The sequence below is a fragment of the Gemmatimonadaceae bacterium genome, assembly GCA_016720905.1.
Taxonomy (GTDB): domain Bacteria; phylum Gemmatimonadota; class Gemmatimonadetes; order Gemmatimonadales; family Gemmatimonadaceae; genus Gemmatimonas.
Window position 1 is genome coordinate 513,760 of the sequence record JADKJT010000001.1, and the last position, 13,102, is coordinate 526,861.

Annotated in this window: 9 protein-coding genes; 5 read left to right on the plus strand and 4 right to left on the minus strand. The window is 63.9% G+C overall.

The genetic code is table 11. The features are described 5' to 3' along the window. The first annotated feature begins 20 nt into the window (after positions 1–20). Complete coding sequence (gene malQ, locus IPP90_02150; protein MBL0169517.1) at positions 21–1,487, plus strand: 4-alpha-glucanotransferase; 1,467 nt, start codon at positions 21–23, stop codon at positions 1,485–1,487. 30 nt (positions 1,488–1,517) lie between these two features. Here malQ and IPP90_02155 read toward each other — a convergent pair whose 3' ends face one another. Continuing rightward, complete coding sequence (locus tag IPP90_02155; GenBank protein MBL0169518.1) at positions 1,518–3,455, minus strand: sulfatase-like hydrolase/transferase; 1,938 nt, start codon at positions 3,453–3,455, stop codon at positions 1,518–1,520. Positions 3,456–3,467: 12 nt separating this feature from the next. Further along, positions 3,468–4,874: a hypothetical protein gene (locus IPP90_02160; protein MBL0169519.1), complete on the minus strand. Its 1,407-nt coding sequence runs from the start codon at positions 4,872–4,874 to the stop codon at positions 3,468–3,470. Positions 4,875–4,912: 38 nt separating this feature from the next. Here IPP90_02160 and IPP90_02165 point away from each other — a divergent pair, with 38 nt between their 5' ends. The 3 genes from IPP90_02165 to rlmN are packed head-to-tail and all read left to right on the plus strand — an operon-like array spanning position 4,913 to position 7,370. Beyond that, positions 4,913–5,266 carry a TIGR04076 family protein gene (locus tag IPP90_02165; GenBank protein MBL0169520.1) on the plus strand — a complete coding sequence of 118 codons (354 nt, stop codon included), beginning with the start codon at positions 4,913–4,915 and terminating at the stop codon, positions 5,264–5,266. Next, entirely contained in the window at positions 5,263–6,309 is a 1,047-nt protein-coding gene (locus tag IPP90_02170; GenBank protein ID MBL0169521.1) for an aldo/keto reductase, read from the plus strand. The genes IPP90_02165 and IPP90_02170 overlap by 4 nt, the downstream gene beginning before the upstream one ends. Further along, positions 6,306–7,370 (plus strand): 23S rRNA (adenine(2503)-C(2))-methyltransferase RlmN, encoded by a 1,065-nt coding sequence (gene rlmN / locus IPP90_02175; protein ID MBL0169522.1) that lies wholly within the window; start codon positions 6,306–6,308, stop codon positions 7,368–7,370. The genes IPP90_02170 and rlmN overlap by 4 nt, the downstream gene beginning before the upstream one ends. Before the next feature lie 18 nt (positions 7,371–7,388). Here the strand turns inward: rlmN and IPP90_02180 are convergent, their stop codons facing one another. Beyond that, a complete protein-coding gene (locus tag IPP90_02180; GenBank protein MBL0169523.1) occupies positions 7,389–8,021 on the minus strand; it encodes a YbhB/YbcL family Raf kinase inhibitor-like protein in 633 nt (210 codons plus the stop codon). 23 nt (positions 8,022–8,044) lie between these two features. Beyond that, the gene (locus IPP90_02185; GenBank protein MBL0169524.1) at positions 8,045–8,908 is read right to left on the minus strand and encodes a DUF1028 domain-containing protein; all 864 of its coding nucleotides are present in this window, start codon (positions 8,906–8,908) and stop codon (positions 8,045–8,047) included. A gap of 247 nt (positions 8,909–9,155) precedes the next feature. Here IPP90_02185 and IPP90_02190 point away from each other — a divergent pair, with 247 nt between their 5' ends. Then, positions 9,156–12,200: a hypothetical protein gene (locus IPP90_02190; GenBank protein MBL0169525.1), complete on the plus strand. Its 3,045-nt coding sequence runs from the start codon at positions 9,156–9,158 to the stop codon at positions 12,198–12,200. Positions 12,201–13,102 lie beyond the last annotated feature (902 nt).

Consider the following 13,102-nt stretch of genomic DNA (forward strand, 5'->3'; position numbering starts at 1 on the left):
CTCCCGCCCAATCGCACTACATGAAGTTCTCTCGCGCCGCAGGTGTCCTCCTCCACCCCACTTCGCTCCCCGGTCCCAATGGGATCGGTGACCTGGGGCCCGACGCTATTCGCTTTGTCGATTTCCTCGCCAACGCAGGCTTCACCATCTGGCAGATGTTGCCGTTGGGACCCACCGGCTACGGCGACTCGCCCTATCAATGCTTCTCCGCCTTTGCCGGCAACCCCCTGCTGATTCACGTGCCAGGGGCCACCAGTTCGCTGCCGGAACATACCGTCGATTTCGCCGGCGTCATTGCCCACAAGCGACAGTTGCTGGCCAAGGCATTCGTGCGCTTCGTGCCGGACGACCGCTACCAGCAGTTTGTCGTGCAGCAACGCGCCTGGCTCGATGACTACGCCCTGTTCATGGCGCTCAAGCAGGCGCACGATGGCGTGTCGTGGACCGGCTGGAATCCCCCATTGGCGTCGCGCGAACCCGCCGCACTGCAGACATTTCGCGACACGCACCAACAGGAAATCGAGCAGGTCCGCATGGAGCAGTATGTCTTCTTCATGCAATTCCAGGCACTCAAACGCGCCTGCGCCGCGCGCGGCATTCGTCTCATGGGAGATCTCCCCATCTATGTCGCACACGATTCCGCCGACGTGTGGGCGCATCGGGAGCTCTTCCAGCTTGATAGCGCCGGCAAAATGCTGGTGCAGGCGGGCGTGCCGCCTGACTACTTCAGCGAAACCGGACAACTGTGGGGCAACCCATTGTACGAATGGGACGCTCTCCGCGCTGATGGATTTCGCTGGTGGATTGACCGAATGCGCGCCGCGCTGGGGATGTTCGACAGCATTCGTCTCGATCACTTCCGCGGCTTCGAAGCCTACTGGGAAGTGGCCGGCGACGCCGTCACCGCCGTCGATGGGCGCTGGGTGCAGGGCCCGGGCGTCGAACTCTTCGATGCCCTCACCGCCGCCCTCGGCCCAATGCCCATCACCGCCGAGGATCTCGGCCTCATTACGCCTGAAGTGGAAGCCCTGCGCGAGACTCTCGGCTACCCCGGTATGAGCATTCTGCAGTTCGCGTTCGGGGGCGACGGCCAGAACAACACCTTCCTGCCACACACCTATCCGCGCGAGCGTGTGGTGTACACCGGGACACACGACAACGACACCACCGTGGGCTGGTGGAATTCCGACGCCGGCAACGGTTCCACCCGGACCGCCGAGGATATCGAGCGCGAGAAGTCATTCGCACGACGCTATCTCGATACCGACGGCCACGAGATTCATTGGACGCTGATGCGAGCAGCCCTCGCGTCAGTCGCCGACACCGTGCTCATTCCCATGCAGGACATTTTGGGACTTGGCAGCGAGGCGCGCATGAACCTGCCGGGGCGGCAAGCCGGCAACTGGCAGTTTCGATTCACCTGGGATCAACTCACTCCCGACATCACGACGCGTTTGCGCGATCTGACGAGATTGTACGACCGATGAGCGCCCGCGCGCGCGCGCGCACTGCGCGAACTATGGTGTACTCACCGGAAGCTGACCGGTGTGTCCCGTCGACAATAAGTGTTGGGTGAACTGGGTGAACGCCAGCGCGTCACGCACGAGTCGCGCACCCAGCGAATCCTGCGCGCGCGCCAGCAGACGACGATCTGCCCCAATGGAGAAGCTCTTGTATTGCGACGGATTGACCACCGGAATCTCCACCAGTCGGTTGTCCATGATCCAACCCAGGATGCCGTCCCGATAGTAGTCTGCGAAGTACGGCGCTTCGTCGTCGTGCAGCAGCGACTTGCCGGCCATGGGCCATGCGTGACGCGGAAGCCCGAGGATTTCCAGCACGGTTGGCGCGATGTCCCGTTGCGTCGCGATGCGCGGCACAAGCCGTGGCGCGACAAGCCCTGGGGCATAGATCGCAAACGGAACAACAAATCCGTCCATCACCGAACCATCACTGCCGTGCCCATGATCGGCGACAAGCACAAACACCGTCGAACGCGCCCATGGCTCTCTGGCGCAGGCCGCGAGAAACGTCGCCAGCGCCTGATCGGCATAGTGCATGACATCCAGATGCGCGGACACCCGCGACCCGTCGTTGAACCACGGGCCAACTCCCGGAGGGAGGACGACATCGTGTGTGCTATTGGTGTTGATCGCGACAAAAAACGGCTTCGATGCCGCGCGCATGCGTTCCAGCGCGAAGCCGTACAGGTCGGGGTCATGGACACCCCACCCATTCTCCGGAAGATGTCTGGTGGCGATGGCCTCGCGCCCGAAGGTCTGCTCAAACCCCAGTGAAATCGAGAAGGCGCCGATGCCGCTGGTGTTGACGCGAGTCCCCTGGAGAAATTCGGTTGCGTACCCGCGGTCGCGAAGGAACCGAGGGAGGCACGCGTAGTCGTACTCCTGCAGCGGCGTCTCGGCGATGGTACTCCCGAGGGGATTGGGATAGGAACAGAACGTGCTGAACATGCCCTCGGAGGTGCGGTGACCTCCGGCCAGCATCACCGTGGTCGACAAGGACTGCGCGCGGAGTGAATCGAAGTGCGGTGCCACATCGCGCATCGAGCCGTAACTCTTGAGGTACTCACCCGCCCAGCTTTCGAGCAGAATGACGACCAGATTCAACGGTCGATCTGCGCCGGTCGTCGGCAGCTCGCTCACCGGTGCCGGGAAAAGGCGCGTGGTGAGCGCGGAGGCCTCCTCCGGATTCATCCACGACGCGCGGGGATCGCGCTGCCGCTGCCGAGCCAGCACGTAGTACGTGGTGTTGTAGGCGCCGTTCAGAGCGATCGCGGCGCGGCGCGGATCACCGATTTCCTGCGACATGAAAGGTCCAAGCGGAATGGACTGGACGCCGCCGCGCGCACCGACCAAACCAAGTACGAACACCAGCAGGGAACCGGCAGCAAGCTGCAGACCGTGGTACGGTTCGCGACGCGCAGTGGCATCGCCGACGTCAGGGACCAGTCGCAGCATGGCAAACGACGCCACGCATGCCAACAGAACGCTCGCCGCAGTGATGCCTGGATATCGCCCCAATCCGGTGCCAACTAACGCGCCCGTATCGTGGCCAAAGTCCAGGATCTCGTATCCCAGATGACGCCCGCTCTCGGTGAAGTAGATGGTATCGCCGACGTGCAGCAGCGCGATCACCCACACCGCCACGACGCCCAACACGCGTAACGTGATCGGCATCCGCACGCGTATGGCCAGCGCGCCGACCGCGACCAGATAGAGCACCAGCGCGAATGCGGAGCCGATGGCCGTATCGAACCGCAGCCCCCAGAGCAGCGCCGTGAACTTGGCCACCGGCGCCACCGGCCGCGCCACAAACAGCACGAACAGCACCTTGCCCACGAAGGCCGTGCCAATCAGCACACCCGCCACGCGGAGGAAAAGGCGCAGACACGACATGATCACCCGCATGTCCACCTCGTCACGCGGGTTGTCCATTCGCGCCACACACTACTGCTCGCGCGTTCTGCCATATCCGGTCACAATCGCTATCACAATGGACAGTACGAGCGCCCACGCATAAGTGTTGTACATCCCGATCGCTCCCGCACTGAGCGCCGGCATGCCGAACGCTTCGCCACTCCGACTGGCGCTCGACGCCAGAATCGTCGGCAGGAAATACGGCAGGAGAAACGGCCACGTGCACACCGTCATGTCCAGCAGGTTCGCTCGGCGGTACCCCGACACGCCAAAACGCTCCCCGGTCTGGCGGGCAAACTCCCCCACTGCCAGAATCGCCACGACACTGTGCGTGGTCAGCAGTACGGCCCCCGACACCACACCAACAATCCACGATTCGGCCGCGCGCGCCGATGCCGCCCGTCCCTGTGCTGCACGCACCAGTCGGTCGAGCGCATCGGTTGCCTGCAGCGTGCCCACCAGCGCCACCAGCAGCAACGTGAACACACTCACCCCAACGGCACGCTGCATGCCATCCACGACAATCCCCGTCGCGCCGAAGGTGCCGGGCGCGATATGCAACAAATCGTAGGGAGTGATCAACCGTAGCAACAACGCCAGTACCGTCGCGCTCAGGATGCCGAACAACAGCGCCTCGATGAGATGGCGCTTGGCAAGCAGCAGGCCAATGACAAGAGTCGGCGACAACAGCAGCAGCAGCGCCGACAGGTGCGCCGCCGGATTCGGGACCGTTGCGGCCGATGCCATCGTCGTCGCGCGATCGATGCCCCCCATCAGCACCGACGCCACCAGCGCCACCAGACCGGCCGGCAGGACGTACACCAGTCGACTCCGTACCGTCCCGCCGATATCCACTTGCTGCGTGCCACTCGAGGCAATTGTCGTGTCCGACACCGGCGAGATGGAATCGCCAAAGGTGGCGCCGGCCAGAATCGCCCCCATCAACGCGGCAGGTGCGGCCCCTGCACCACCACCGGCCGGGTACAGCAGCGGTCCACACAACAGGATGGTGCCGAAGCTCGTGCCGGTGGCGGTGGACACCACCACGCACGCCAGAAACGCCGCAGCGACATAGCCGCCGCCGGTGAGATGCGTGGCACGTGTCAGCCACGCCAGGGCGGCCACAAACCCCGCCGCGCCCAGCACCGCCCCCAACACCCCCGCAAACATCCAGGCGCACAGCATTACCATCACCACGCGCTGACTCATGCCATCCAGCATCGCGTCGGCGTAACGCGTCCGATCCCTGGCCAGCAACAGTCCCAGCGTCAACGCCGCCAACAAGATCGGCCAGAATCCTTTCTCGTCGGGCGCGCCGTTGAGCGCCAGCACGGCCACACCGGCCAGAAAGCAGGCAAATGGTGCCAGTGCGCCTGCCAGCCCGCCGTAGAATGCAAGCGGCGCGACAGCACTGTCGGATTCGGTTGGGTTTGGCATGTGGCCCGACAAGATCGTCTCGGGCTATCATTCGCGCCATGTCAGACGACGCCTTTTCCCTCTACGACCTGCGCGTGGACGTCATCGCGACCGAGCGTCCGATGATCTGCAACCACAAGGCCGGCGACTGGTTCGCGCTGGTTGGCGAGAATCTGCACTTCCCGCCAGGTCAGTCGTTTCCGCTGTATCCGCTGGCCGCGCTGTTGCCACTGCTGCCGGCCAAACAGCGACCCACGCACCCCAATGACTGGATGACCACCGACACCGACATCGCCTGCCCCGATCCGCATTGCGGCGCCCGTTTTCGCATCACGCGCACCGGAATGAGCACTTTTCGGCACGCCGACGTCACCGCCGTACCGCTGCCATCCACCGGCGACGCGACCCGGTGAGCGTACCAACCGTATCGCTCGCGCCTGACTACGCTATCCCGCGCCTGATCAAGGGCGGGTGGCAACTGGCCGGCGGACATGGTACGGTCGATCGCGACGGCGCCATCGCCGACATGATGGCATTCGCCAATGCCGGCATCACGGCGTTCGACTGCGCCGATATTTACACCGGCGTCGAAGCGCTTATCGGCGACTTCCTGAACGCCTGGCGTTCGATGCATGGCGTGTCGGCGGCGCCCATTCGCGTGCACACCAAATGCGTGCCCGATCTATCCGCATTGCCCACGCTGCGTCGGGCCGACATCGAGCACCTGATCGATCGGTCGCGACAACGGTTGGGCGTCGAGACGCTGGATCTCGTGCAGCTGCACTGGTGGGACTACGACGTGCCCGGCGTCGAGCAGGCGGCGTTGCACCTTGCCGCCCTGCAGCGCGACGGCAAAATCCGCCACATCGGCGTGACCAACATGGACACCCCGCACCTGCGCGCCCTGCTCGATGCGGGCGTGCCTGTGGTGTCAAATCAAGTGCAGTGCTCACTGCTGGACCGGCGCGCGCTTGGCGACATGGCCACCCTGTGCGCAGAACGCGGAGTGGCGCTGCTGGCCTACGGCGCGCTGGCCGGTGGCTTGTTTCATGAACGCTGGCTGGGTGTCGCGAAGCCGGAACCGCCATTCGAGAATCGTTCGCTGGTGAAATACACCCTCATCGTTGACGAATTTGGCGGGTGGGATGCGTTTCAGGCGCTGCTGCGCGCGCTGCGTGACATTGCACGCGCGCACGATACCACGATTGGCGCCGTGGCCATTCGCTGTGTGCTGGACGAGCCGGCAGTAGCCGCGGCCATTGTCGGCGCCCGACACGCACGGCATCTGCCGGACACGCTGGCCGCACTCGAGCTGCACTTGCGCCATGAGGAACGCGGCGCACTGCACGCGCTGCTGGAACATGCCAGCGGACCGTCGGGTGATGTGTATGCGCTGGAACGCACCAAAGGCGGCCGCCATGCGGCGATCATGCGCTACAACCTGAACACCGCGTGACGGTCGTGCCTTTCAATCTGTACGATCTCACGCGTGAGCAGCTCCGCGCGCAGCTGGTGCACTGGGATCTCAATCCGGTGCACGTGGCGCGACTCTGGAACTACCTCTACATCGAGCACGTCGCCTCACTCGAGGCTATGTCCGAGCTGCCACCCAAGCTCCGCGCGCGACTCGACGCCCACACCACCCTCGGCGCCCTGCCCACAGCGCTCGAAACCGATTCGTCCGACGGCTTCACGCGGAAGTACCTGCTGGCACTCCACGACAATCAGCGCATCGAAACGGTGCTCATGCGCTACGCGGGGCGCGTGACGGCCTGCGTCAGTTCGCAGGTGGGGTGCGCCATGGGGTGCGTGTTCTGCGCCACGGGTCAGATGGGCTACACGCGCCACCTTACTGCGGGCGAGATCGTCGCCCAGGCGGTTCACGTGGCCCGCGCCGTGCAACACGCCGCGCGGTCCGGTCCATCGGCGCGCCTGCGCAATGTGGTGTTGATGGGCATGGGCGAGCCGCTGCACAACTACGACGCCGTCATGCACGCCATCGACATCCTGCGCGACAACAGCGGCCTGTCACTCGGCGCCGATCGCATCACCCTCAGCACAGTGGGTGTCGTGCCGGGCATTTTGCGACTGGCGCAGGAGAATCGCGCACTCCGTCTGGCCGTGTCGCTGCACGCCGCCACCCAAGAGGAGCGCGCCGCGCTGGTGCCCGTGGCACGCAAGTGGCCGCTGGATGAATTGATGGCCGCCTGCCGCACCTACAGCGAAACCACCGGGCGTCGCATCTTCTACGAGTGGACGCTGATTGACGGACAAAACGATTCGCCGGCGCACGCCCGTGCCGTTGGCGAACTGCTGCGCGGCTTGAACGCGCAGGTCAATCTCATTCCGCTCAACCCCACCGCCGGGTATGCCGGCGCGCCAACGCACCACGCCGCGGCGCGTGCGTTTCAGGTGGTACTGGCCGAGGAGTTCACGTTGCCCAGTACCGTCCGGCAGCGACGGGGGATTGATATCGCGGCCGGGTGCGGGCAACTCGCGGTGATCGAGCGCGGATAGCGCTCGCGGTCGTGTTGGCTACGGCGCCGGTCGTCGGTACAACCCCACCAGCACGCCCTTGCCGCGAATGTGCGTCGCCATCGCTGCCATCACCGCGCTCCGTGTTGCCGGCGGCGACGCACCAACGGCCGGCACATTCAGCATCACGTCCAGCGCATACAGCTCGAACACGTAGTGATGCGCCGGGCCGCTGGCCGGCGCCGCCGGACCACGATAGTACGGTCCCGTGCCACTGATCTGCCGCAGGGTCATCCCAGTGGGCGTGCCCTGCGGAATGCCCTCGGCCAGTGACGTCGCACTGCCGGGAATATTCCACACCATCCAGTGCAGCAGGTCGTCGGTGCCATCACCAATCGCCGCATCGGCGTCGTGTACCATCAGCACGAAACTCTGCGTCGAGTCGGGCGCACCACTCCAGGCCAGTGGCGGCGATACGTCGCGTCCGGTTTGTGCATGCTTCGCCGGGATCTGTGCGCCGTCGGCAAACGCCGTCGAGGTCAGCGTCATCACGCGCACCCCGCCACGTCCCCGGCCAGCGGCCGCGCGGGCCGGTGGCTGCACCGCTGGCGTGGGTGATGTCGGCGGCGTCTGCGCGTGCGTCGCGTCGACACTCACCCCGCTCAGCACCGCGATCGCCATGGCCACGCGCATCAGCCTCATACTCGGCGCGCGCCTCACTTGAACGACGCCGGCTGCAGCTTCCGCCACGCGTCATACCGCATGCGCAGCGTCTTCACCGGATTCAGATTCTCGCCCGGCTTGATCACGTTCGGGCCACCCTGATCGGGCTGCGTCACCGTGAGGTACATCGCGTACTTGCCGTTGTTGTGCGAGTCGCCGTTGGTGTCGGTCTTGTCGGCCATCAAAATGTACGACACATGCGACGTCTTGCCTTCGCACGGAATGAGCGGCTTGGATCCGTCAGCCGGTAGCGGCGGGCAGGTGCAGCGACTGTCTCCACCGTATGCATCGGCCGTTTCCAGCGCCGCCATCACGCGATCGGTGAGCGCGCCCTTGGTATACAGAAACGCCCGCACGGCATTGGGGATGACCTCACCGGGCCGCAGGATGTTTCCCTGAATGGAGTAGTAAATCTGCGTGCCCGGCACCCGACCCTGAATGTCCTGCGACACGTAGCCGTTGGTGAGCCCGGAGTGACCGGCGCTCCGTCCCTGCAAATCGAGAATGCCGAATTGCCTCGTCTGGAAAGCGGGATCGGCCGACAACATCTCGATGATGCGCGCCGGATCGGTGCCCTTCTGCAGTTCGGCGTACACCAGCATCTGGTTGGCGTGCGTGCCGTCCACACCCGCCTGACAGGCCGCCACCCCCTTGCCGGGCACGACCACCGCTTGAATGCCCATCAGGAAGGCATCGTTGTTGTTTACGCAGGTGGCCGACGCGATGACCACCCGACCGGTGGCCATGTCGATGGCGATGACCGACCAGGTGGCGTGGGCGGCACTGGGGAAGGCGACGAGCAGCGCAAGGAGCGTCGCGGCGCGACGGAGGGCGCGGAGCAGAGACAGGTGTGTCATGTGGCAAACGTGCTTCCGTAGACGGCGAACTGGCAAGAGCCTGCGCGGGCGCAGCGAGGTCGGCGAGGTAGTCGAAAGCCATGGCAGGCTGCATCTTCCCCGGGTGCCGGAGCGCCTCCACCGCCCTCACGCCCCGGCCCCGACCCCCTCCGAGATTCACATGCAGCAACTGGTCTCTTCCCGTCGCCGACTCGCTCGGCACGTTGGCGTCTCGCTCCTGCTGAGCGGCGCGGCCCTGCCGACCCTCATGCTCAACGCGCTGCACGCCCAGAGCGCCATCTCGACGGCCAAGCCGGGACGCAATCCCAGCCAGCCCATCGACGAGGCGTACACGAAGAAGATCAAGGAGTACACCACCGAACCCTTCTTTTTGTCATCGCTGGTGGACTACATGCCGGCCGCCAAGGGCATCCCCACGCCCACGGCCGTGTTGGGCGACATCGCTGGCGCCCCCAACAAGCTGCCGTACTCCAAAGAGGTGTACGCCTACATGCGCCTGTTGGCCAAGGCGTCGCCGCGAGTACGTGTGTATTCCATTGGCACCACCGAGGAAGGCCGCGAGATGATTGCCGTGGCCGTGGCGTCGGAAGCGCTGCTGGCCAAGATGGATGCGAACAAGGCCAACCTCGCCAAGCTGGCCGACCCGCGCACCATCCAGATGAATGACAAGGTCGCCGACGACATCGCGCACAACGCGGCGCCCGTCTACTACATCACCGGCACCATCCACTCCACCGAGGCCGGTGCTCCTACCGCGCTCATGGAACTGGCCTATCGTCTGGCGGTGGACGAAAGCCAGTACGTGAAGAACATCCGCGACCACGTGATCACCCTCATCACGCCCATTGTGGAAGTGGACGGTCGCGATCGTGTGGTGGACGTGTTCAACTGGAAGATGGCGCACCCCGGACAGACGCCGCCCAACGTCATTTACTGGGGCAAGTACGTGGCGCACGACAACAATCGCGACGCCATGGGCATGACGCTCAAGCTCTCGCAGAACGTGCTCAACACCTACATCGGCTGGAAGGCACAGGTGTTGCACGATCTGCATGAGTCGGGATCGTTTTTGTACGACAACACCATTGGTGACGGTCCGTACAACGCGTGGGTCGATCCGCTGCTCACCAACGAGTGGCAGTTGATTGGCTGGAACAACGTGCAGGAGATGACGCGACTGGGCATGCCCGGCGTATTCCCCTTCGGTGGTTTCGACACGTGGTCGCCCGGGTACCTGATGTTCATGGCCGCCACGCACAACGGCATCAGTCGCCTGTACGAAACATTCGGCAACGGCGGCACCGCGGAAACCGTCGAGCGCCAACTGTCGGCCAACGAAACGGCGCGTACCTGGTATCGCCAGAACCCGCCCATTACCGGGCGCTTCAATTGGTCGCTGCGCAACAACAACAACTACGAAATGACGGGGTTGCTGGTCTCGCTCAGCTACACCGCCAACACGCGCGTGCAGATGCTGCGCAACTTCTATGAGAAGTCCAAGCGTTCGGTGCTGAAGGCCAAAACCGAAGGCCCGGCCGCGTATGTGTTGCCGGCCAGCGACACGCGCTTGGGTGCGCAGGCCGAATTGATTCGCGTGCTGCAGATGCAGGGCGTGGAGATTTCGCGGGCGACCGCCGAGTTCAGTGTCACCATGCCCGTGCGTCGCGCGGCGGCGGCGGGCGGTGGTGGTCGAGGGGGACGTGGCGGCGGTGCGGGTGCCAACGCTCCAGCGACGGATAGCGCTCGTACTGCCGCACCGACCACGGAAACGCGTCGCTTCCCAGCCGGTTCGTATATCGTGCGCATGGACCAGCCGTACTCGCGCATTGCCGACGCGTTGCTGGACTATCAGTACTGGAGCCCCAACGATCCACAAAAGAATCCGTACGACGATACCGGATGGACATTCCCGGAAGGATTCGGCGTGCAGGCCGTTCGCGTGGTGGACACGATGGCGCTCAAGGCACCCATGACGGCCATCACCACAACGGTGACGTCGGCGGGTGGTGTGAGTGGTGACGGCAGCGTGTTCGCCATCAATCACAACGCCGACAACGCGCTCATCACGCTGCGTTACCGACTCAAGGATGCCGACTTCCAGGCCGCGGAAGAATCGTTCGAGTCGGGCGGCAAGCGTTTCAACCGCGGGTCGTTCATTGTGCGCGGCGTGGCCCGCGAAGCGCTCGACAAAGCCACGCGCGAGTTGGGACTGAGTGCCACCGCACTCGCCTCGGCGCCCACCGTGAAGATGCATCCGTTGCGCGCGGCACGGGTGGCCATGGTGCATGCCTGGACCAGCACGCAAACCGAGGGTTGGTGGCGGTTTGCGTTTGATTCCTACAGCATTCCGTACGACTACATCAGCTTTCAGGACATTCCCAAAATTGCCGACGTGCGCGCCAAGTACGACGTGCTGATCATGGCGCCCGGCAGCGGCAATCCGTTGGGCATCATTCAGGGGATGCCCCAGTGGCGCAACGCCATTCCGTGGAAGAACACGCCCGAAACACCAAACATCGGCACGTATGCGCAAACCGACGACATGCGTCCGGGGTTGGGTTGGGACGGTCTGGCCAAGGTGCAGGCGTTCGTGCGCGACGGCGGCGTACTCATCACCGCGGAAAGCTCCACCGACTTTGCCATTCAGTTCGGCCTGGCCAACGGCGTGAGTTCCACCACCCCTACCACGCGTGTGGTAACGGGCACGCTGCTGCGCACGCGACTCGCCGATGAAACCAGTCCGCTGGTGTATGGCGTGATCGACAACCTCGCCGTGATGAGCAGCGATGGTTTGGCGTTCGGCGTCACCAACGCGCGCGGTGGTCGTGGCGGTGGCGGTGGGGGTGGCGGTCGCGGCGGCGACGGCGGTGCGCGTCCCACCGGGCGTGGTACACCCGAAGACGGCGACGTAGTGCAGGGACGGTCGCCCAATGTGGTTGGCCACGCCGACACCTTGCCCACGCCGCCCACGGTGCTGCCATGGCAGGTGGCGGTGCCCACGCTGGACCAGATGCGTAACCCGCTCAACATCATTCCACCCGATCAGCGCCCGCGTGTGCCGCTGCGCTTTGCAGATCAAGGGCAGTTGCTGGTGTCAGGACTACTGGACGGTGGCGGCACCATTGCCCAACGACCGGTGGTGGTGGACGCGCCGTACGACAAGGGCCACGTGGTGTTGTTCGCCAACAACCCGGTGTATCGCGGCACCACGGTAGGGTCGTACTTCCTGGTGTTCAACGCCATTCTCAACTTCGACAACTTGAATGCGGGGCGGGTGAACGCGGCGCGGTGACGGCGTTGGAGTGCGGGAGTGTGGCGGGGGAATTCCGTCACACTCGGCGGGTCGACGTGGGACTTGGTATCGGGCCCATGATCGGCGGGATGCGCGCGCGTTACATTGGCGATGTAACGCGCGCGCTGTTGAGACTTTGGCAATGGGAAACCGCGGGCAAACGACTGTGGGAATGGGACTTGCGGGATTTGCCGGTGGACGCGACTGTGGTGGGGAGTACGCGCGTTACGTAGATGTGGGTGCGCTTAAATGGGCAAACGAATACACGTTAGGAAGACTCAGATCTTAAACGCACAATCAGAAATGAGATTTGCAAGCCTTGCCTCCTTCGGAGCTCTGTTACTGTACGCGTGTCAAGGCAAGAGCGATATTTCGTCGCGAACCGGAGCACCCTCAGATTCGCTCTCGATTGACTCGTTGCGTTGCGTAACGGAAGGGCCGGCAAAAAACATGCGCCCTCTACGAGGTGAGCGTTTACGAGCTGATCGCAAAGCCAATTGAGTATCATGGAAAGCGGTAAGAGTACTTGGATTTGCCCACTTTGAGTTCGAAGGGAACGGTTTGTATGCCCGCCACGCGAGGACTACGAACACCGACTCAATCGAAATGGACTCTGGCTTGTTCAGCCTCTCGGAACGCCCGACTCTGTGCAAAATAAGTACGTGTTGGTAGAAGGCACTTTCAACGCGCGAATGAAAGGCCACTTTGGGATGTGGAGCGGCTCACTACTGAAAGTCACGCGACTCGACGTGATGGGTAGGCTACACATCCCGCCGTTGGACTCGATACCGGAAATTGATCTCTCAAAACCGCCGCAGTAATCTCCAGCTTCCTAACATTCGCTTGCAGTTGACAGCCGATCTGTTGAGGGCGCGCTGCGCGCGCTTTATTTGTTCGGCTGC